The sequence below is a fragment of the Streptomyces sp. KLMMK genome (assembly GCF_036961605.1).
GTDB classification, from domain to species: Bacteria; Actinomycetota; Actinomycetes; order Streptomycetales; family Streptomycetaceae; genus Streptomyces; species Streptomyces telluris.
Genome location: NZ_JBAMDC010000051.1, coordinates 1 through 20,501, shown reverse-complemented (window position 1 = coordinate 20,501; position 20,501 = coordinate 1). Strand labels below are relative to the sequence as shown.

At 71.6% G+C, this 20,501-nt stretch carries 21 protein-coding genes; 10 read left to right on the top strand and 11 right to left on the bottom strand.

Going from position 1 to position 20,501, the window contains the following annotated elements; all coding sequences use genetic code 11:
- The first annotated feature begins 1 nt into the window (after position 1).
- Both V7793_RS12065 and V7793_RS12060 read left to right on the top strand, forming a co-directional pair.
- Positions 2–1,432 carry an aldehyde dehydrogenase family protein gene (locus V7793_RS12065; protein ID WP_336005541.1) on the top strand — a complete coding sequence of 477 codons (1,431 nt, stop codon included), beginning with the start codon at positions 2–4 and terminating at the stop codon, positions 1,430–1,432.
- Positions 1,425–2,309, top strand: coding sequence for an aldehyde dehydrogenase family protein (locus V7793_RS12060; protein WP_336005540.1), 885 nt, complete (start codon positions 1,425–1,427; stop codon positions 2,307–2,309). The genes V7793_RS12065 and V7793_RS12060 overlap by 8 nt, the downstream gene beginning before the upstream one ends.
- Positions 2,310–2,382: 73 nt before the next feature.
- On the opposite strand, the gene V7793_RS12055 is transcribed toward V7793_RS12060, so the two are convergent.
- Positions 2,383–2,865 (bottom strand): hypothetical protein, encoded by a 483-nt coding sequence (locus V7793_RS12055; RefSeq protein WP_168091960.1) that lies wholly within the window; start codon positions 2,863–2,865, stop codon positions 2,383–2,385.
- A gap of 47 nt (positions 2,866–2,912) precedes the next feature.
- Here V7793_RS12055 and V7793_RS12050 point away from each other — a divergent pair, with 47 nt between their 5' ends.
- On the top strand, positions 2,913–3,617 hold the full coding sequence (locus V7793_RS12050; protein WP_336005538.1) for an ATP-binding protein: 705 nt from the start codon (positions 2,913–2,915) through the stop codon (positions 3,615–3,617).
- Between the two features lie 192 nt (positions 3,618–3,809).
- Here the strand turns inward: V7793_RS12050 and V7793_RS12045 are convergent, their stop codons facing one another.
- Complete coding sequence (locus tag V7793_RS12045; protein WP_168091958.1) at positions 3,810–4,562, bottom strand: SigE family RNA polymerase sigma factor; 753 nt, start codon at positions 4,560–4,562, stop codon at positions 3,810–3,812.
- A gap of 195 nt (positions 4,563–4,757) precedes the next feature.
- Between V7793_RS12045 and afsQ1 the strand changes: the two genes are divergently transcribed.
- The 5 genes from afsQ1 to V7793_RS12020 all read left to right on the top strand — a co-directional run bounded on the left by afsQ1 (position 4,758) and on the right by V7793_RS12020 (position 8,571).
- The gene (gene afsQ1, locus V7793_RS12040; protein WP_173864811.1) at positions 4,758–5,435 is read left to right on the top strand and encodes a two-component system response regulator AfsQ1; all 678 of its coding nucleotides are present in this window, start codon (positions 4,758–4,760) and stop codon (positions 5,433–5,435) included.
- A gap of 38 nt (positions 5,436–5,473) precedes the next feature.
- Positions 5,474–6,979 (top strand): HAMP domain-containing sensor histidine kinase, encoded by a 1,506-nt coding sequence (locus V7793_RS12035; protein ID WP_336005533.1) that lies wholly within the window; start codon positions 5,474–5,476, stop codon positions 6,977–6,979.
- Entirely contained in the window at positions 6,976–7,557 is a 582-nt protein-coding gene (locus V7793_RS12030; RefSeq protein WP_336005530.1) for a hypothetical protein, read from the top strand. Before V7793_RS12035 ends, V7793_RS12030 begins: the two co-directional genes overlap by 4 nt.
- Positions 7,558–7,677: 120 nt before the next feature.
- Positions 7,678–8,232: a VanZ family protein gene (locus tag V7793_RS12025; protein ID WP_336005527.1), complete on the top strand. Its 555-nt coding sequence runs from the start codon at positions 7,678–7,680 to the stop codon at positions 8,230–8,232.
- A gap of 117 nt (positions 8,233–8,349) precedes the next feature.
- The gene (locus V7793_RS12020; protein ID WP_336005525.1) at positions 8,350–8,571 is read left to right on the top strand and encodes a PspC domain-containing protein; all 222 of its coding nucleotides are present in this window, start codon (positions 8,350–8,352) and stop codon (positions 8,569–8,571) included.
- A 160-nt stretch (positions 8,572–8,731) separates the two neighbouring features.
- On the opposite strand, the gene V7793_RS12015 is transcribed toward V7793_RS12020, so the two are convergent.
- Together V7793_RS12015 and V7793_RS12010 are read right to left on the bottom strand one after the other, a co-directional pair.
- Positions 8,732–9,136, bottom strand: coding sequence for an ATP-binding protein (locus tag V7793_RS12015; protein WP_336005522.1), 405 nt, complete (start codon positions 9,134–9,136; stop codon positions 8,732–8,734).
- Between the two features lie 184 nt (positions 9,137–9,320).
- Entirely contained in the window at positions 9,321–10,436 is a 1,116-nt protein-coding gene (locus V7793_RS12010; protein WP_336005521.1) for an adenosine deaminase, read from the bottom strand.
- Between the two features lie 103 nt (positions 10,437–10,539).
- Here V7793_RS12010 and V7793_RS12005 point away from each other — a divergent pair, with 103 nt between their 5' ends.
- Positions 10,540–11,346 carry an alpha/beta hydrolase family protein gene (locus V7793_RS12005; RefSeq protein ID WP_336005518.1) on the top strand — a complete coding sequence of 269 codons (807 nt, stop codon included), beginning with the start codon at positions 10,540–10,542 and terminating at the stop codon, positions 11,344–11,346.
- Positions 11,347–11,352: 6 nt separating this feature from the next.
- Here the strand turns inward: V7793_RS12005 and V7793_RS12000 are convergent, their stop codons facing one another.
- Positions 11,353–12,357 carry a LysR family transcriptional regulator gene (locus V7793_RS12000; RefSeq protein ID WP_443057890.1) on the bottom strand — a complete coding sequence of 335 codons (1,005 nt, stop codon included), beginning with the start codon at positions 12,355–12,357 and terminating at the stop codon, positions 11,353–11,355.
- 45 nt (positions 12,358–12,402) lie between these two features.
- On the opposite strand from V7793_RS12000, the gene V7793_RS11995 reads away from it, so the two are divergent.
- Entirely contained in the window at positions 12,403–13,704 is a 1,302-nt protein-coding gene (locus V7793_RS11995) for an MFS transporter (protein ID WP_336005512.1), read from the top strand.
- A gap of 75 nt (positions 13,705–13,779) precedes the next feature.
- On the opposite strand, the gene V7793_RS11990 is transcribed toward V7793_RS11995, so the two are convergent.
- The 6 genes from V7793_RS11990 to V7793_RS11965 form a co-directional block, all read right to left on the bottom strand.
- Positions 13,780–14,373, bottom strand: a complete 594-nt coding sequence (locus V7793_RS11990) for a Uma2 family endonuclease (RefSeq protein ID WP_336005510.1) — start codon at positions 14,371–14,373, stop codon at positions 13,780–13,782.
- 102 nt (positions 14,374–14,475) lie between these two features.
- Positions 14,476–15,759: a thymidine phosphorylase gene (locus V7793_RS11985; protein WP_336005508.1), complete on the bottom strand. Its 1,284-nt coding sequence runs from the start codon at positions 15,757–15,759 to the stop codon at positions 14,476–14,478.
- Between the two features lie 95 nt (positions 15,760–15,854).
- Entirely contained in the window at positions 15,855–16,250 is a 396-nt protein-coding gene (locus tag V7793_RS11980) for a cytidine deaminase (protein ID WP_336005506.1), read from the bottom strand.
- Complete coding sequence (locus V7793_RS11975; protein WP_443057889.1) at positions 16,247–17,539, bottom strand: ABC transporter permease; 1,293 nt, start codon at positions 17,537–17,539, stop codon at positions 16,247–16,249. Before V7793_RS11975 ends, V7793_RS11980 begins: the two co-directional genes overlap by 4 nt.
- Complete coding sequence (locus tag V7793_RS11970) at positions 17,536–18,642, bottom strand: ABC transporter permease (RefSeq protein WP_336005504.1); 1,107 nt, start codon at positions 18,640–18,642, stop codon at positions 17,536–17,538. Before V7793_RS11970 ends, V7793_RS11975 begins: the two co-directional genes overlap by 4 nt.
- Positions 18,639–20,321, bottom strand: a complete 1,683-nt coding sequence (locus tag V7793_RS11965) for an ABC transporter ATP-binding protein (RefSeq protein WP_336005551.1) — start codon at positions 20,319–20,321, stop codon at positions 18,639–18,641. The genes V7793_RS11970 and V7793_RS11965 overlap by 4 nt, the downstream gene beginning before the upstream one ends.
- Positions 20,322–20,501: the final 180 nt, after the last annotated feature.

Below are 20,501 nucleotides of genomic sequence, written 5' to 3'. Positions count from 1 at the left end.
CATGGCATTTGAATACGCTCCCGCACCCGAGTCGCGCGCGGTCGTCGACATCGCCCCGTCCTACGGCCTGTTCATCGACGGCGAGTTCACCGAGGCGTCCGGCGGCAAGGTCTTCAAGACGATCAGCCCCTCCACCGAGGAGGTGCTCTCCGAGGTCGCCCAGGGCTCCGCGGAGGACGTGGACCGCGCGGTGAAGGCCGCCCGCAAGGCGTTCGAGAAGTGGTCGGCGCTGCCCGGCGCCGAGCGCGCCAAGTACCTGTTCCGCATCGCCCGGATCATCCAGGAGCGCAGCCGCGAGCTGGCCGTCCTGGAGACCCTGGACAACGGCAAGCCGATCAAGGAGACCCGCGACGCGGACCTCCCGCTGGTCGCCGCCCACTTCTTCTACTACGCCGGCTGGGCCGACAAGCTCGACCACGCGGGCTACGGCGCGAACCCCCGCCCGCTGGGCGTCGCGGGCCAGGTCATCCCGTGGAACTTCCCGCTGCTGATGCTGGCGTGGAAGATCGCCCCGGCGCTCGCCACGGGCAACACGGTCGTCCTGAAGCCGGCCGAGACCACCCCGCTGTCGGCGCTGTTCTTCGCGGACATCTGCCGCCAGGCGGGCCTGCCCAAGGGCGTCGTCAACATCGTCACCGGTGACGGCACCACGGGCGCCGCGCTCGTCGCGCACGAGGGCGTCGACAAGGTCGCGTTCACCGGCTCCACGGCGGTCGGCAAGGCCATCGCCCGCACAGTCGCGGGCACGGACAAGAAGCTCACTCTGGAGCTGGGCGGCAAGGGCGCCAACATCGTCTTCGACGACGCCCCGATCGACCAGGCCGTCGAGGGCATCGTCAACGGCATCTTCTTCAACCAGGGCCAGGTCTGCTGCGCGGGCTCGCGCCTGCTGGTCCAGGAGTCGATCCAGGACGAGCTGCTGGACGCCCTCAAGCGCCGTCTGTCCACGCTGCGCCTCGGCGACCCGCTGGACAAGAACACCGACATCGGTGCGATCAACTCCGCCGAGCAGCTGGCCCGGATCACCGAGCTGGCCGACAGCGGCGAGGCCGAGGGCGCCGAGCGCTGGGCCCCGGCGTGCGAGCTGCCGGAGAACGGCTTCTGGTTCCGCCCGACGCTGTTCACGGGCGTCACCCAGGCCCACCGGATCGCCCGCGAGGAGATCTTCGGCCCGGTCCTGTCGGTGCTGTCGTTCCGCACCCCGGGCGAGGCGGTCGCCAAGGCGAACAACTCGCAGTACGGCCTCTCCGCCGGCATCTGGACGGAGAAGGGCTCGCGCATGCTGGCCGTCGCGAGCAAGCTGCGCGCGGGTGTCATCTGGGCCAACACGTTCAACAAGTTCGACCCGACGTCGCCGTTCGGCGGCTTCAAGGAGTCGGGATTCGGCCGCGAGGGCGGCCGCCACGGCCTGGAGGCGTACCTCGATGTCTGATCGGCTCAGTGTCTTCAAGACCTACAAGCTGTTCGTCGGGGGCAAGTTCCCCCGGTCCGAGAGCGGGCGGGTGTACGAGGTGACCGACTCCAAGGGCAACTGGCTGGCCAACGCCCCGCTGTCCTCGCGCAAGGACGCCCGTGACGCGGTCGTCGCGGCCCGCAAGGCCGTCGGCGGCTGGTCCGGCGCGACCGCGTACAACCGCGGCCAGGTCCTCTACCGCGTCGCCGAGATGCTGGAGGGCCGCCGCGACCAGTTCGCCGCGGAGGTCGCCGAGGCCGAGGGCCTGTCCAAGGCGAAGGCCGCGGCCCAGGTGGACGCCGCGATCGACCGCTGGGTCTGGTACGCGGGCTGGACCGACAAGATCGGCCAGATCACCGGCGGGACGAACCCGGTCGCGGGCCCGTTCTTCAACGTCTCCTCCACCGAGCCGACCGGCGTCGTCGCCGTGCTCGCGCCGCAGGAGTCGTCCTTCCTGGGCCTGGTGTCGGTGATCGCCCCGGCGATCGCCACGGGCAACACCGTGGTCGTGGTGGCCTCGGAGAAGGCCCCGCTGCCCGCCCTGTCGCTCGGCGAGGTGCTGGCCACCTCCGACGTCCCGGGCGGCGTCGTGAACGTCCTGTCGGGCCGTACGGCCGAGATCGCGCCGTCGCTGGCCGCGCACCAGGACGTCAACGCGATCGACCTCGCGGGGGCGGACGCCGGCCTCGCCAAGGAGCTGGAGATCGCCGCGGCGGACAACCTCAAGCGCGTGCTGCGTCCACAGGCTGTGGACTGGGCCGCGACCCCGGGCACGGACCGCATGACGGCCTTCCTGGAGACGCGGACGGTCTGGCACCCGACGGGTTCGCTGGGCGCGGGCGGCTCGTCGTACTGAGCCGTGACGGCCTGAGCCGACGCACGGAGGCCGGGGCGGGTCGTGACCCGCTCCGGCCTCCGTGCGTCCGGGCTCAGTGCGCCTTGGGGGCCGCCGCGGGCCGTCCGGTCGGCAGCAACGACGTCAGGTTCCCCGCCACCGGCAGGTCCGTCAGGCTGCCGCCGTTGGAGATCGGCTGCGTGGCCGGCTTGGTGGTGACCGGCTTCATGTTCCCCACCTTCGTGCCCACCGTGTTGTCGAACGGATCGACGGGCGTGCCCGCGAAGGGGTTGGTGCGCAGGGTCTTGGCCGTGTCGAAGACGGCCTCCGCTCCCGCCCCCAGGCCCTTGTTGGCCCCCTCGATCGCGGCGGGGATGTTGGTCTCGCCGAACTGGGCACGGGCCATGCCGGTGCTCGTGCCGCCGTCCATGCCGGTGTCGGCGCTCGCGGAGGCCGCGCCGCCCGCCGCGAAGGCCGCACCCGCCGAGACGGTCAGCCCTACGCGCAGGAGCATCCGGCGCCGCAGCGCCCTCGACTCCTTGCTGGCGGAGCGTGCGTGTCGAGCGTGCGAAGCCATGGCCACCTGCCGGGGTCGTGAAGGGCGGACGAACGACAACGCACAGTATGCGAGTGGTGACGCTGCGCGCACCATGCAACCCATGGGGATCCCCCATCCGGCCCAATGCCTCACACTGGTGTCCCGTGACTCCCCACTTGACCCCCGCGCGCGTCATCCTGCTGACCGGCCCCTCCGGTTCCGGTAAGTCGTCCCTCGCGGCCCGCACCGGGCTGCCCGTCCTCAACCTGGACGACTTCTACAAGGAGGGCACGGACCCGACGCTGCCGCTGCTCGCCGACGGCTCGGGCACCGACTGGGACTCCCCGCTCTCGTGGGACGCGGACGCCGCCGTCGCCGCGATCGACAGCCTGTGCCGGACGTCGCGTGCGGACGTCCCGCTCTACGACATCTCCAGCAGTTCGATCACCGGGGCGAGCGTTCTGGACATCGGGCGCACCCCGCTGTTCATAGCCGAGGGCATCTTCGCGGCCGACATCATCGACCGCTGCCGCGACCTGGGCGTGCTGGCGGACGCCCTGTGCCTGCGCGGCCGCCCCTCCACCACCTTCCGCCGCCGCCTCGTGCGCGACCTGCGCGAGGCCCGCAAGCCGGTGCCGTACCTGGTCCGCCGCGGCCTGCGGCTGATGCGTGCCGAGCGCGGCATCGTGGCCCGTCAGACGGCGCTGGGCGCGTACGCGTGCGGCGGGGAGACGGCGATGGGCCGGATCGCGGCGGCGGCAGCGGGCCACCGCGAGACCATCAAGATCTAGCGGCGCACAGTCGCACTCCGGGGCGCGCAGCGGGCCCCGGACGCGCAGAAGCGGGTCGGGACAGGCCCCCCGGCTGTCCGACCCGCTTCCGCTCCCCCACGGCCCTGTCCGCGCTCCCCCGAGCGCCCCCCGTTCAGGGCCCCTTGTGTCCGTTGTGTCCTGCAGTGCCGCGTCCTTGCTCCGCCCCCGCCCTCAGGCGACGAGCTCGCCGAAGGACTCCAGCTGGTCCCGGCCGGAGCCGATGACCTCGTCGTCGCGCAGGCGGCGCAGCGAGCGCCAGATGCTGCTCTTGACCGTGCCCACGCTGATGTCCAGGATCTCCGCGATCTCCGGGTCCGTGCGGCCCTCGTAGTAGCGCAGGACGAGCATCGTGCGCTGCAGCTCGGGCAGCCGGGCGAGGGCCTGCCACAGGACGGCGCGCAGCTCGGTGCCGCGCATCGCGTCGCCCTCGCCGGGCATCTCCGGCAGTTCCTCGGTCGGGTACTCGTTGAGCTTGCGCCGGCGCCAGGCGCTGATGTGCAGGTTCGTCATGGTGCGGCGCAGGTAGCCGCCGACGGCCGCCTTGTCGGTGATCCGGTCCCAGGCCCGGTAGGTGGAGAACAGCGCGCTCTGCAGCAGGTCCTCCGCCTCGTGCCGGTCGCCGGTCAGGTGGTACGCGGTCGCATACAGGGAGGCCCGGCGCTCCTGGACGTAGGCGGTGAACTCCGCCTCGGCCCGGGACGCCCCCTTGCTCTCCCCCGATGCCCCCGGAGCCGCCCCCGCAGCTCCCTTGGGCTCCCCGTACGTGACCGCGTCGATCGCCACCATGTAGGGCGGCCGCACACGTCCGGTGCCGCGGGCGCACCCCCGCCCGCCCACGGCACCGGACTTCTCCGGGCCCCGTCCGGCGTCGTGCAGGCGCGTGCGAATGACTGCGCTGGTAGTGGTGCTGTGCAGTGTGTTCATCTCGCGCCCCCCGTCGGTGGAGCCAGCCTCGGTCCGATTTCCGTACCGGGCTCCGCTGCCCGATGACCAAAAGCCTGCCGGGCCAGTTTCATCGCGTTGTCCGCCGACTGTCACAGCCCTGCAACAGGCGGCGGGGGGCGGGCGCGGAGGGCGGCCGGTCGAACCACCTGCCCGTCGTAGGCCAGAATGACCACCGTGCCTTCCCTGTTGCTGATCGAGGACGACGACGCCATCCGCACCGCTCTCGAGTTCTCCCTGTCCCGTCAGGGCCACCGTGTGGTGACCGCGGCGACGGGCGAGGACGGCCTGAAACTGCTGCGCGAGCAGCGGCCGGATCTGATCGTGCTGGACGTGATGCTGCCCGGTATCGACGGTTTCGAGGTGTGCCGGCGGATCCGCCGCACCGACCAGCTGCCGATCATCCTGCTCACCGCGCGCAGCGACGACATCGACGTCGTGGTGGGTCTGGAGTCCGGTGCCGACGACTACGTGGTCAAGCCCGTGCAGGGCCGGGTGCTCGACGCCCGGATCCGTGCAGTGCTGCGCCGCGGCGAGCGCGAGACCAACGACTCGGCCGCGTTCGGCTCGCTGGTCATCGACCGCTCCGCGATGACGGTCACCAAGAACGGCGAGGAGCTCCAGCTCACGCCGACCGAGCTGCGGCTGCTGCTGGAGCTCAGCCGCCGGCCCGGCCAGGCCCTCTCCCGGCAGCAACTGCTGCGGCTGGTCTGGGAACACGACTACCTCGGCGACTCCCGGCTGGTCGACGCCTGTGTGCAGCGGCTGCGGGCCAAGGTCGAGGACGTCCCGTCGTCCCCGACCCTGATCCGCACCGTGCGCGGCGTCGGCTACCGCCTGGACGCTCCGCAGTGACCGGACGCGTACGACGCTGGACGGCCGCCCGTAACGTGATGAAGCTGAGTCTGCGCCGGATAAGCCTGCGGCTGCGGCTGATGCTCGTCTTCGCCCTGGTCGCCCTGGCCGCAGCCGTCTCCGCGTCCGCCATCGCCTACTGGCTCAACCGCGACGCGGTGCTCACCCGCACCCAGGACGCGGCCCTCGACGACTTCCGCAAGTCCCTGCAGGACAACACCGGCACGCTGCCGCTCGGGCCGACCTGCCAGGAGCTGCAGGCGGCGGCCGAGCGGATGGCGGCCACCTCGCAGAAGTACGAGGTGCTGCTGATCGACACCGGCGAGGGCGGCCGGGCCTGCGCTGCACCCTCCGACCGCGACCTGTTCTCGCTCAAGGTCGTGCCGAAGTCGCTGCAGGCGGCCGTCAACCGCGAGCGGCGCGTCGACGACTCCAACCGCTACGCGTACCACCTGTACTGGCAGCGGATCACGCTGGACGGCAAGCCGTACCTGGTGGGCGGCGCGAAGGTGATCGGCGGCGGCCCGACGGGCTACCTGCTGAAGTCCCTGGAGAACGAGCGCGCCGACCTCAACTCGCTGGCCTGGTCGCTGGGCATCGCCACGGCCCTGGCGCTGATCGGCTCCGCGCTGCTCGCGCAGGCCGCCGCCTCGACCGTGCTGCGGCCCGTGCAGCGGCTCGGCGACGCGGCCCGCCGGCTCGGCGAGGGCAAGCTGGACACCCGGCTGCACGTGTCGGGCACGGACGAGCTGGCCGACCTGTCGCGCACCTTCAACAGGACCGCGGAGTCGCTGGAGAAGCGCGTCGAGGAGCTCAGCGCCCGGGAGGCGGCGAGCCGCCGCTTCGTCGCGGACATGTCGCACGAGCTGCGGACCCCGCTCACGGCCATCACGGCCGTGACCGAGGTGCTGGAGGACGAGGCGGACAACCTCGATCCGATGATCGCCCCGGCGGTGCAGCTCGTGGTGAGCGAGACCCGCAGGCTGAACGACCTGGTGGAGAATCTGATGGAGGTCACCCGCTTCGACGCGGGCACGGCCCGGCTCGTGCTGGACGACGTGGACGTCGCCGACCAGGTCACCGCCTGCATCGACGCCCGCGCCTGGCTGGACGCCGTCGAGCTGGACGCCGAGCGCGGCATCGTGGCCCGGCTCGACCCGCGCCGCCTGGACGTCATCCTGGCCAACCTCATCGGCAACGCCCTCAAGCACGGCGGCTCCCCGGTGCGCGTCTCGGTCCGCACCGAGGACGACGCGCTGCGCATCGACGTGCGCGACCACGGCCCCGGCATCCCCGAGGAAGTGCTGCCGCACGTCTTCGACCGCTTCTACAAGGCGAGCGCCTCCCGTCCGCGGTCGGAGGGCAGCGGCCTCGGCCTGTCCATCGCCCTGGAGAACGCCCACATCCACGGCGGCGAGATCACCGCGGCCAACTCCCCCGAGGGCGGCGCGGTCTTCACCCTGACCCTGCCGCGGGACGTCTCGGGCCTGGAGGACCAGCCGGCCGGCGACCGGGACGGCGGCAACGGGAAGGGCGGCCGGTGAGAAGAACCCTGCGCAGCGCCGCCCTGGCCCTGGCCCTGCTGGGCTCGGCCACGGCGTGCGGCATCCGCGGCACCGCCGTGCCGGTGGACGCGGGCGGCGCGCCCTCCCGTGCGTCGTGCGTCGTGCGGCCCGGGCACGCCATCCCCTCGGGCGCCGCGACCGTGACCGTCCAGCTGGAGTGCACCTCGCAGCTGGTGCCCGTCACGCGCGCGGTCGCCGAGACCTCCGAGGACAGCGTGGCCGTCGCCCGGGTCCTGCTGCAGGAGCTGCGCGAGGCGCCCGCGAACGAGGAGGCCGAGGTGGGGATGTCCACGGCCGTGCCGCAGCGGCTGACCGTCGCCGGGCAGCGCCCCGGCGACCCGGCGGGCACGCTGCGGCTGAGCCGGGAGCCGGGCGAGCTGCCGCAGGTCGGCCTCGCCCAGCTCGTGTGCACGTACGCCGGGACGGCCGCGGCCGACGGCAAGCGGTCGGTGATCCTGGGCGGGCCGGCCGACGAGCCCCCCAAGAGCTTCGCCTGCACCGACGAGCTCAGGGTGCACCCGGACAGCGCGAACATCACGGGAACCCCGGTCTCCTAGGGCCGCGGCGGGCCCCGCGGGCTCCGCATGTCACCGGTGACGCTCCGTGTCCGCGCTCCGTCGCCACTCCCGTCGCCGTCGGCCGGAACCGTGCGACCGGCGCACCGCGTCATGTGGGGCGTGCAGGGTCATGGTTACGGCGGTACGCCCGCCCTCCGATACCGCTACCGCGTCGCGGGCTGCGTGTTGCTCGTCGCCCATCTGCTGGCGGTCGTCTGGCTCGCCCTGCGGCCGCTGACGGTGCCCTGGGTGTCCGCCTCGCACCTGGAACCGCTGGCCACGATCCGTGCCGACCTCGCCCTCGGGCCGTGGGAGGCCACGCGGGCCATAGGGGCGGGGGTGCTGCCGCTGGCCCCGCTGGGCGTGCTGCTGCCCTGGGCCAGGGGCCGGGTGGCCGCGTCGTCGCTGGGCTCGCTGACCCGCACCGTCTTCACCGCCGCGATGGTCTCGCTGACGCTGCAGGTGGTGCAGAGCGGCGTCGTGGGCCAGGTGCTGGACGTGGACGCGCTCCTGCTGAACGTGACGGGGGTGGCGGCCCTGCACCTGGCCGTCGTCCCCGCGGTCAGGGCCCGTCTCCGCCGCAGGGGTGAGGAACCCCGCCCGGAACCCATACGCCGGGAGGAGACCCCTCAGGGTGTCACCCCGACGATCCCCAGGGTGGGGATCGCCCCTTAGGCCGACGTTCCGGCCGGGCCCGCGGACATAACGTGGAGTTATCGGGAAGCCGACGGAAGAGACGGGAAAAACGTTCCCGCGCCGTATCGGTCCCCCGTCAGACGAGGAGTCGCCGCCATGTCCGCCAAGCTGGTCCGTCCCCGCAACCACAGGATGATCGCCGGGGTGTGCGCCGGTCTGGCCGAGCGCTTCGGAATGTCCCGCACGACGATGCGGGTGATCTTCCTGCTCTCGTGCCTGCTGCCCGGCCCGCAGTTCCTGCTCTACATCGCCCTGTGGATCCTGCTGCCCTCGGAGAACTCGCACCAGGGCCACGGCGGGGCGGCGCATTCCTGGTAAAGCATCCCGGTAAAGGGTCCTGGTAAGGGGTCCCGTAAGGGCTCCTGCCGAAAGCCTTCTGTACGCAGAACGGCGGGCCGTCCCCCGGACATCGCGTCCGGGGGACGGCCCGCCGTCGTACGGCTCGTACGGGCGGGGCGGGCGGGACGGCCCGCGAGGATCAGCCGCCGATGCCCGACACCGGCAGGCTGCCGAGCGGCAGCCCGGACAGGGGCGCCAGCAGGCCGCCGTTGCCCTTGTTGTCGGCCGGGACGGCCTTGGTCGCGCTCTTCGGGGCGAGCGGCGTCGCCAGCTGCGGCGCCACGGCCTTGTCCACAGCCTGGGCCGGGGCCTGCAGCATGCCGCTCTGGATCGCGCGGTCCGCCGCGGAGACGACCGGCCCGCCCGCGGGGGCGACCTGGGCGACCTGCTGGATGGGCAGTCCCGCCGTCGTGGTGCGGGCGGTGGTCGTGAGCGATTCGACGGCACCGGCGCTGCCGGCCGCCTGCGCGCTCCCCGCCGCGGCGGCGGCGAAGGCGACTCCGAGGGCGGCGGCACCGAGAGTCCTGAAGGTTCCGAGCTTCATCTGAATTCTGTCCTCGCGACGGGGATTCTTGAGCGGCACTGAAACCTAGCCACGACTTCCCGGCCGCCGCAATCAGTGACACGGCCGGGACTCGAAAGTCCCGGCCGTCGCACGGTATTCCCCGCAAATTCACCGTCCGTTGCGGCCGGTGAAGACTTCGCTGGTCAGAAAGGCCCGCCCGGGCCTACTGGAAGAGCCATTCCGACTTGATCTCGGCGTAACCCGGCTTGATCACGTCATTGATCATGGCCAGACGTTCGTCGAATGGGATGAATGCGGACTTCATCGCGTTGACGGTGAACCACTGCATGTCGTCCAGCGTGTAGCCGAAGGCCTTCACCAGGTGCTCGAATTCACGGCTCATGCTGGTGCCGCTCATCAGGCGATTATCGGTGTTGATGGTCGCCCGGAAATGCAGTTTACGGAGCAGTCCGACCGGGTGCTCTTCGTACGAGCTGGCCGCACCGGTCTGCAGATTCGAGGTGGGGCACATCTCCAGCGGAATGCGCTTGTCCCGGACGTAGGAGGCGAGGCGGCCCAGCTCGGCCTTCCCGTCCTCGCCGATCTCGATGTCGTCGATGATGCGGACGCCGTGGCCGAGCCGGTCCGCGCCGCACCACTGGAGCGCCTGCCAGATCGACGGCAGGCCGAACGCCTCGCCCGCGTGGATGGTGAAGTGGTTGTTCTCGCGCTTGAGGTACTCGAACGCGTCCAGGTGGCGGGTGGGAGGGAAGCCCGCCTCGGCGCCCGCGATGTCGAAGCCGACGACGCCGGAGTCGCGGTAGCGGTTCGCGAGTTCGGCGATCTCCAGGGCGCGGGCGGCGTGCCGCATGGCGGTCAGCAGCGCGCCCACGCGGATGCGGTGGCCGTTGGCCTTCGCACGGCGCTCGCCCTCGCGGAAGCCCTCGTTGACGGCCTCCACGACCTCTTCGAGGGTGAGGCCGGCCTCCAGGTGCTGCTCCGGTGCATAGCGCACCTCGGCGTAGACGACGCCGTCCTCGGCCAGGTCCTCGGCGCACTCCGCGGCGACCCGGACGAGGGCGTCACGGGTCTGCATCACGGCGCAGGTGTGCGCGAAGGTCTCCAGGTAGCGCTCCAGCGAGCCGGAGTCGGCCGCCTCGCGGAACCAGACGCCCAGCTTGTCCGCGTCGGTCTCCGGCAGACCGGTGTAGCCCGTCTCGCGGGCCAGGTCCACGATCGTGCCCGGGCGCAGGCCGCCGTCCAGGTGGTCGTGCAGCAGGACCTTGGGGGCGCGGCGGATCTGTTCGGGGTTCGGTTGGGAGTTGGTCTCGGTCGTCATTTCGGCACTCTAGCCCCTACGCGCGTAGATATCGGCGAACGATACGGAACGGTGACCCGTCGGCGGGGTGGACACCACCGGTCCTTCTGCCATCGTTTCTGCCATGGCTCAGCAAGCGTTGCCTCAACGGGATCCGGAAGGAACGCACGGACGGCCGAACGCGCCGCGGAAGAGCGGGGATACGGCGCGGCTGGGAAAGCCGCTCGGCGCCGGACGCACGGTGCACGGGGTCGCCCTGCTGCTCCCCGGCGGCCGCGCCGAGGGCACCGGCAGGCCCTCCCCGCTGACCCTCGCGGCGCAGCGGCCCCTGGCCCGCCGGCTGGCCCGGGCGTGCGCCGAGGAGGGTCTGGTCACGCACGTCGTCCACTACCGGCGGCGCGGGTGGAACGGTTCGGCGGCCGACCCGGTGCGGGACGCCGGCTGGGCGGCGGACGAGGTGGTGCGGCGCTACGGCGACGTGCCTGTCTGCCTCGTCGGCACCGGCATGGGCGGCCGGGCCGCGCTGCAGGCCGCGGGGCACCCGGCGGTGGCCGCGGTGCTGGCGGTCGCGCCGTGGCTGCCGGAGCCCCGGGAGCTGCTGGAGCCGGATCCGGTGCGGCAGCTCTGCGGGCGGCGGGTGCTGATCGTCCACGGCACGAACGACGAGCTCACGGACCCCGACCTGTCCTTCCGGCTCGCCCAGCGGGCGAAGAAGGCCAACCGCGACGTGTGCCGCTTCGAGGTCCACTCGGACGGGCACGGGCTGCGGCAGCACCGGGCGGAAGTCCAGTCGCTCGTGGTCGACTTCGTCCGCGGCACGCTCTTCGGCCACCACTTCGCCCGCCCGGTGGCGGACGCCCTGGCGGCTCCGCCGCCCCTCGGCCTGCGCATGCCGCTCGCCTCCGGGTTCGGGGCGAGCCTGGGGTACTGAGGGGCTTCAGCGGGGCAGCAGTTGCCCCCTGCGCGAGAGCAGGAAGCGCTTGAAGGCCGCCACCGGTGGTGTGTCGGGGTGGCCGTCCAGCCAGGCCACGCCGATCTCGCGGAAGGCGCGCGGCGCGGTGACCGTGAGCTCGGCGACGCCGGGCCGCGGGACGGCGGGCGGGGGCAGCAGGGCCACGCCCAGACCCGCCGCGACGAGGCCGCGCAGCGTCTCCGCCTCCTCGCCCTCGAAGGCGATCTTCGGGGTGAACCCGGCCTCCGCGCACACCGCGTCGGTGATGCGCCGCAGCCCGTACCCGGGTTCGAGGGTGACGAAGAGCTCGGAGGCGGCCTCGGCGAGGCGGATGCGCTTGCGGGAGGCGAGGGGGTGGTCGTCGGGGACGACCAGGCGCAGCTTCTGCTCGTCCAGGCGGCGGGAGACGAGGTCCGGGGCGTCGGGCACGGGCGAGGTGAGGCACAGGTCGAGCTCGCCGTCGCGCAGGCGTTCCAGCATGGACTCGCCGTAGCTCTGCACGAGCTGGAACCGGACGCGCGGGTGGTCGGCGCGGAAGGCGCGGATGAGCTCGGGTACGGTCTCGGAGCCGAGGGTGTGCAGGAAGCCGAAGGCGACCTTGCCGGCGGCGGGGTCGGCGTCCGCCCGTACGGACTCCGCGGCGCGGTCGACCTCGGACAGGGCGCGCTCGACGGTGGCGAGGAAGGTGCGGCCGGCCGCGGTCAGGGAGACCGTGCGCCCGTGGCGGGCGAACAGGGCGACGCCCAGGTCGTCTTCGAGGCGGGCGACCGAACGGCTGAGCGTGGACTGCGGCATGCCGAGCTGCTGCGCGGCGCGCGTGACGTGCTCGTGGCGGGCGACGGCCACGAACTGCGCGAGCCGCGGAGTGAGCGTGACCGCCCAGGAATCGGCCTCGACATCGACTGTTACGGGGATGTCTTTTTCATTGCCGCCCGGTGACAAGGACCGCCGCGACCTGTACTCATGCAACACAGGATCGATTATCGCCATTCTGTGCATTGGACGCATCAGCCCAGGGTGCCTACGGTTTTTTACATGCCTCCTGCCGATACCGGGGCATCCAGCGTCATCGTGCGCTCGGGTGCCTCTGCTCTGTCGTCCCTTCACTCCTCTCACTCCGATGACACCCGGCTGGATCCGGGCGGCCCCGGCTACCGCCGGATGAGCTTCGCCCTCTTCGCCGCGGGCGTCGCCACGTTCGCCCTCCTCTACTCCACGCAGGCGCTGCTGCCGGCCATCTCCGCCGGCCTCGGGGTGACGGCCGATCAGGCCAGCTGGACGGTCTCCGCCGCGACGGGCGGCCTCGCCCTCGCGGTCGTCCCGCTCAGCGCGCTCTCCGAGCGCTTCGGCCGCCGCACGATGATGACCGTCTCGCTGTGCGTGGCCGCGTGCGTGGCCCTGCTGGTGCCGCTCGCGCCGAGCCTGGGCTGGCTGGTGGCGCTGCGTGCGGTGCAGGGTGCGGCGCTGGCCGGGGTGCCGGCGTCGGCGATGGCCTACCTCGCGGAGGAGGTCCGGCCGAAGGCGCTGATCGGCGCGATCGGACTGTTCGTGGCGGGCAACAGCATCGGCGGCATGACGGGCCGCATCCTCGCGGGCTGGGTGGCCCAGGCGTGGGGCTGGCGGGCCGGCCTGGCCGCGGTGGGCGCCCTCGCGCTGGTCTGCGCGCTGGCCTTCCGGGTGATGATCCCGCGGGCGCGCCATTTCCGGCCTGCGGCGGTGTCGCCGCGCAGCCTGGCCCGGACGGTGGGCGGTCACCTCTCCGACCCGCTGCTGCGTCGCCTGTACGCGATCGGCGCGCTGTTCATGACGGTCTTCGGCGCGGTCTACACGGTGATCGGCTACCGCCTGGCGGAGGCGCCGTTCTTCCTCCCCCAGGGCGTCGTGGGCTCGATCTTCCTGGTCTTCCTGGTGGGTACGGCGTCCTCGGCCGCGGCCGGGCAGCTGGTCGGCCGGCTGGGCCGCCGCGGGGCGCTCTACCTGGCGGTGAGCACGACGACGCTGGGCCTGCTGCTGTCGCTGGCGTCGTCGCTGCTCGCGGTCCTGGCGGGCCTGGTCCTCATCACGGCGGGCTTCTTCGCGGGCCACGCGGTGGCGTCGTCCTCGGTCAGCCGCGCCGCGAAGACGGGCCGCGCCCAGGCGTCGGCGCTCTACCAGACGGCCTACTACCTGGGCTCGTCGGTCGGCGGCACGCTCGGCGCGATGGCCTTCGGCGCGGCGGGCTGGGACGGCACGGTGGTCCTGGGCCTGCTGGCGATGGTGGGCGCGGCGTCGATCACGCTGTACGCGACGCGGCGGGCGCTCGTGGAGCGGCGCCGCGAGGCGGCGGTCCGGGCGTAGCCCGGGGGCCGTATGGCCCGGAGGGGCCGTGGTCCCACTACCTGTCCTGGTGGGCACACGGCCCCTCCGCTGTCCTCAGACGGCTGGGAAAAGAGACGTGTCGATTTCGATGTCGAACGGCTTAGGCAAGTGAATCCCATCTCCGTACTTCACGGTTTCCAGCACCCGGTAGGTGCCGCCTTCAGGCTCGCCGTAGAGCGTCGCCGTTGGCCTTCCTGAGTGCCACGGGTCAAGCAGGAGATACAAGGGCACGCCTGCCTGCGCATAGCCGTGCACCTTCTCCACCCGGTCGTGGTTGGCGTTACTCCGAGAGGTGATCTCCACGATGAGCTTCGCCGCGCCGGCAGAGAGCCGCTGGCGGGGGGGCGGTAGGAGCTTCTTCGGGATGACGGCCAAGTCAGGGACGTAGAGGCCGAGTCGATCCGGGACTACAAGTCCCTGAGTCTGATAGATCCCCCAGTCCCGCGGAATGACGCTGTACAGCGCGCGCTGCAGCTCGTCCGCAGTGTCGTTGTGGTCGCTCTCCGGTGGTGGTGCCACGGTGATGATCCCCTCGATGATCTCCACCTTGCAGCCCTCCGGAGGGTTGACCCCCTCCCAGGTCCGAAGCGCTTGCTCCCACTCGGATTCATCCGCGCAGCGGGGGCGTTCCGCGATCACTGCTGCCATGGTGTGCTCCTCAATCGGTACATCACCGACCCCAGCATGCCGAACGGGACCGGTGGAGGTCCACCGATCCCGTTCACCCGTACGAGTAGCGACAGCTAGCGCCTACGCGATCCGGTCCAGCACGATCGGGTTCGCCGTGAAGTCCGTGCCCGCCGGGGCGATCTCCACGCCGCCGTCGAGCGCGGCCAGCGCGTAGTCGAACTTCTCCGGGGTGTCCGTGTGGAGGGTCATCAGGGGCTGGCCCTCGGTGACCTTCTCGCCCGGCTTGGCGTGCATCTCGATGCCCGCGCCGAACTGGACCGGGTCCTCCTTGCGGGCGCGGCCCGCGCCGAGGCGCCAGGCGGAGACGCCGACGGCGTAGGCGTCCAGCTTGGTGAGGACGCCGGAGGCGGTCGCCTTCACGACGTGCTGCTCGCGGGCCACCGGGAGCACCGCGTCCGGGTCGCCGCCCTGGGCCTGGATCATGCGGCGCCAGTGGTCCATGGCGGTGCCGTCGCGCAGCGCCTTGGCCGGGTCGGCGTCCTTGATGCCGGCCGCGTCGAGCATCTCGCGGGCCAGGGCGATGGTCAGCTCGACGACGTCCGCCGGGCCGCCGCCGGCCAGGACCTCGACCGACTCGCGGACCTCGAGGGCGTTGCCCGCGGTGAGGCCGAGCGGGGTGGACATGTCGGTGAGCAGCGCGACCGTCTTGACGCCGTGGTCGGTGCCGAGGCCGACCATCGTGGAGGCCAGCTCGCGGGCGTCCTCGATGTTCTTCATGAAGGCGCCGGAGCCGACCTTCACGTCGAGGACGAGCGAGCCCGTGCCCTCGGCGATCTTCTTGGACATGATGGAGGACGCGATCAGCGGGATCGCCTCGACCGTGCCGGTGACGTCGCGCAGGGCGTAGAGCTTCTTGTCGGCGGGGGCCAGGCCGTCGCCGGCGGCGCAGATGACGGAGCCGACGTTGCGCAGGACGTCCATCATCTCGTCGTTCGAGAGGAGGGCGCGCCAGCCGGGGATGGACTCCAGCTTGTCGAGCGTGCCGCCGGTGTGGCCGAGGCCGCGTCCGGACAGCTGCGGCACGGCCGCGCCGCAGGCCGCGACGAGGGGGGCCAGCGGCAGGGTGATCTTGTCGCCGACGCCGCCCGTGGAGTGCTTGTCCGAGGTCGGCATGGGGAGCGAGGAGAAGTCCATGCGCTCGCCGGACTTGATCATCGCGGCGGTCCAGCGGGCGATCTCGGCCCGGTCCATGCCGTTGAGCAGGATGGCCATCGCGAGCGCGGACATCTGCTCGTCGGCGACCTCGCCGCGCGTGTACGCGTCGATGACCCAGTCGATCTGCTCGTCGGTCAGACGAGCGCGGTCGCGCTTGGCGCGGATCACGGAAATGGCGTCCATCAGCACATTTTCCTTAAGTTCGTAGTCCTCAGGTCTTTCCGGGGCCGGAAAGTGACCCGGAGGGGTTGCATCAGCAACCCCTCCGGCGCTTAGGGACATCTTTAACGATTCAGGTCAGCGGGCCCAAACGCATCCGGCAGGAGCTCCGCCAGCGGCCGGATGCCGCTGGTCGTGTCCACAGCCAGCTCGGGGCCGCCGTGCTCCCACAGGAGCTGGCGGCAGCGCCCGCAGGGCATGAGGACGTTGCCGTGCCGGTCGCAGCAGGTGAAGGCCACGAGCCGGCCGCCGCCCGTGGCGACCAGCTCGGAGACCATCCCGCACTCGGCGCACAGGGCGACGCCGTAGGCCGCGTTCTCCACGTTGCAGCCGGTCACGGTGCGGCCGTCGTCCACGAGGGCCGCCGCGCCGACGGGAAAGCCGGAGTACGGGGCGTAGGCCCGGGACATCGCGTCCCGGGCCTGCCCGCGCAGCTCCTCCCAGTTGGGGGAAGAGGTCACTTTCCTTGGCCCTTCCGGTAGGGCTTGCCGTTCGCCTTGGGCATCCGCAGGCGTTGCGAGGACACCGCCAGGACGAGCAGCGTGGCCACGTAGGGGGTCGCGACGACGAGCTCCAGCGGCACGGTGTCGGTCGTGGCGTACCAGACGACCAGCAGGGCGCCGATCACACCGGCGATGACCGCGGCACGCATCTTGCCGACCTTCAGGCGCCATGCGGCGACGCCGATCAGGAGCACGGCCAGGAGCAGCAGCAGCGCGTGGACGGTCGGGCCGCCGGCGCGCAGCTGGAGGCTGTCCATGAAGCCGAACAGGCCGGCGCTCATGGCCACGCCGCCCGGCCGCCAGTTGCCGGAGATCATGGTCGCGAGACCGATGTAGCCGCGGCCGGCGGTCTGGCCGTCGGAGTACATGTGCGTGCCGATGGCGAGGAACGCGCCGCCGAGGCCCGCGAGGGCGCCGGAGACGACCACGGCCGCGTACTTGTAGGTGTAGACGTTGACGCCGAGGGACTCGGCGGCCACCGGGCTCTCACCGCACGAGCGCAGGCGCAGACCGAAGGCGGAGCGCCACAGCACGTAGAAGGTGAGGACGAACAGCAGCGCGGCGACGATCGTCAGCCACGAGACGCCGGTGGTGAGGCCGCGGACCATGCCGGCGACGTCGGAGACGAAGAACCAGTGGTGCTTCTCGATGTCGCCGAGCCAGTCGGACAGGCCGGGGATGGAGAAGTCCGGCATGTTCTCCATGACGGGCGACTGCTTGTCGTTGCCGCCCGCCTCCTGGGCCGCGCTGCCCTCCGCGCCGAACCACAGCTTGGCGAGGTACTGCGTGACGCCGAGGGCCAGGATGTTCATGGCCACACCGGAGATGATCTGGTCGACGCCGAAGGTGACGGTGGCGACGGCGTGCACGAGGCCGCCGAGGGCACCGCCGACGATGCCGGCGAGCGCCGCGGCCCAGGGGCCGTGCTGCCAGCCGATCCAGCCGGCGCAGAAGGTGCCGAGCATCATCATGCCTTCGAGGCCGATGTTGACGACGCCCGCGCGCTCGGCCCACAGCCCGCCGAGGCCGGCGAGGCCGATCGGCACGGCGGCGGCCAGCGCGGAGCTGTACTGGCCGGAGGAGGTCAGGTCGTTGGCGTCCGTGATCATCCGCAGGGCGGAGAGCAGGAGCAGGGCGCCCGCGATCATCAGGAGGACGACGGGGTAGGAGAGCTTGCGCCGCTCCTTGCCGTCCTTGTTCTTGCTGCTCAGTCGCCCGGCGAGGGCGGCGGTGAAGGTGGTGCTCACGCGGAAACCTCCGCCTTGTCGCTCTTACGGGCCTGGGCGGCGAGCTCCTCGCCGACCTTGCGCTGCTGCATCTTGAGGCCGTACCGGCGCACGAGCTCATAGGCGATGACGACGCACAGGACGATGACGCCCTGCATCACGCCGACGATCTCCTGGGCGTAGCCCTCGAACTCCAGCTGGGTGCTGGTGCGGTCCAGGAAGCCCCACAGGAGGGCGCCGGCCACCATGCCGATGGGGTGGTTGCGGCCCAGGAGGGCGATGGCGATACCGGTGAAGCCGATGCCGGTGGGGAAGTCGGTGCCGTAGTTGTACGAGACGCCGAGCAGGGTCGGCATGCCGACGAGGCCGGCCATGGCGCCCGAGAGCAGCATGGCGGTGATCACCATGCGCTTGACGCTCACGCCGGAGGCGTGGGCGGCGGACTCGGACTGGCCCACGGTACGCAGGTCGAAGCCGAAGCGGGTGCGGCCGAGCACGAACCAGTAGGCGATGCCGGCCAGCGCCGCGACGACGACGAAGCCGTAGATCGGCTTGGGCTGGGTCGGGATCTCGAAGAAGTGCGCCGCGTCGGGCAGGTAGGGCGTGTGGACCAGGTTGCCCTCCTTCTCCGCGAGACGGCCGTCCTTCAGGAAGTAGGCGATGACCGAGGCGCCGATGGCGTTCAGCATGATCGTGCTGATCACCTCGCTGACGCCGCGGGTGGTCTTCAGCAGACCGGCGATGCCCGCCCAGAGGGCGCCCACCAGCATCGCGACGATGATGATGACCGGGATCTGGATGATGCCGGGCAGCGTGAGCGCGCCACCGACGACGGCGGCGAAGAAGGCCGCGATGCGGTACTGCCCGTCGACGCCGATGTTGAAGAGGTTCATCCGGAAGCCGATGGCGACGGCCAGCGCGGACAGGTAGTACGGGGTGGCCTTGTTGATGATCCAGACCTGGCTGTCGCTCTTCGAGCCGTAGTCGACCATCACCTGGAAGGCGTGGAACGGGTCCTTGCCGGTGGCGGCGATGATGATCGAGGTGAGCACCAGGGCGGCCACGACGGCCAGGACCGGGGCGGCGATGCCCAGGATCAGCTTGTTCTTGTCGAACTTCTTCACTTCTCGTCACCCTCCCCCGCGGCCTTGTCGGTGGCGTTCTCTTCGTCGCCGGCGACGTCGGTGCCGCCCTCGGCGGCGGTCTTCTCTCCGCCGGTGGCGGTCTCCTCGCCGTCCTCGGTGTGCTCGAGGTGGCCGGTTGCGGCGCCGGTCATGGCCGAGCCCAACTCCTCCGGGGTGATCGTGGCGGGGTCGGCGTCGGCGACCAGGCGGCCGCGGAACATCACCCGCAGGGTGTCGGAGAGCCCGATCAGCTCGTCCAGGTCGGCGGAGATCAGCAGCACCGCCAGGCCCTCGTGTCGCGCCTCGCGGATCTGGTCCCAGATCTGCGCCTGCGCACCGACGTCCACGCCCCGGGTGGGGTGCGCGGCGATGAGCAGCTTGGGCGCGTGGCTCATCTCGCGGCCGACGATCAGCTTCTGCTGGTTGCCGCCGGACAGGGAGGCCGCGGTGACCTCGATGCCGGGCGTGCGCACGTCGTACTCGCGCACGATGCGCTCGGTGTCGGTGCGGGCGGCCTTGTTGTCGAGGACGCCGCGCTTGCTGTTGGGCTTCTCGGTGACGTGACCGAGGATGCGGTTCTCCCACAGCGGGGCTTCCAGCAGCAGGCCGTGACGGTGGCGGTCCTCGGGGATGTAGCCGATGCCGTCCTCGCGCCGCTTGCGCGTCGGCACGTGGCTGATGTCGGCTCCGTCGAGGGTGATCGTGCCGCCGTCGGGGTCGCGCATGCCCATGATGGCCTCGACGAGCTCGGCCTGGCCGTTGCCCTCCACGCCGGCGATGCCCAGGACCTCGCCCTTGTGGATGGTCAGCGAGATGCCGTCGAGCACCGCGCGGACCACGCCGTCGGGGTCGGTCGCCGACAGGTGCAGCCCGTCCACCTTCAGCATCTCGACGTCGGTGACCGTCGACTCGCGGGTCTCCGGCGAGGGCAGCTCGCTGCCGACCATCAGCTCGGCGAGCTGCTTGGGGGTGGTCTCGCTGGGGACCGCGGTGCCGACGGTGGTGCCGCGGCGGATGACGGTGATGTCGTCCGCGACGGAGAGCACCTCGCCGAGCTTGTGCGAGATGAAGATGACCGTGAGGCCCTCGGACTTGAGCTCGCGCAGGTTGTCGAAGAGCGCGTCGACCTCCTGCGGGACCAGCACCGCGGTCGGCTCGTCGAGGATCAGCGTGCGGGCGCCGCGGTAGAGGACCTTGAGGATCTCCACGCGCTGGCGGTCGGCGACACCGAGGTCCTCCACGAGGGCGTCGGGGCGCACGCCCAGGCCGTACGCGTCGGAGATCTCCTTGATCTTCGCGCGGGCCTTGCCGCCGATGCCGTGCAGCTTCTCGGCGCCCAGGACGACGTTCTCCAGGACGGTGAGGTTGTCGGCGAGCATGAAGTGCTGGTGCACCATGCCGATGCCGCGCGCGATGGCGTCGCTCGGGCTGTGCAGGGTGACCTGCTCGCCGTCGAGCGTGATGGTGCCCTCGTCCGGCTTCTGCATGCCGTAGAGGATCTTCATCAGGGTCGACTTGCCGGCGCCGTTCTCGCCGCAGAGGGCGTGGACGGTGCCGCGGCGGACCGTGAGGCGGATGTCGTGGTTGGCCACGACACCGGGGAACCGCTTGGTGATGCCCTCGAGTTCTACTGCGGGGGCCTGCGTACCTGCGGGTTCGGTACTGGTGGACGCTTTGATGGCGCACTCTCCTCGGGGAAGGGAGCGGGAGGAAGAAGAGGAACCGCCCGGGCGGGGACCGGGTGAAGCTCCTTGGGGCGGGGGCGACGCTACACGCGTCAACGGGATGCTACGCGCGTAGCGTTGGCCGCAGCGCCCCCAGCCGGGGGCCGGGGGCGTGTGTACGGGCCCGGTGGAGAG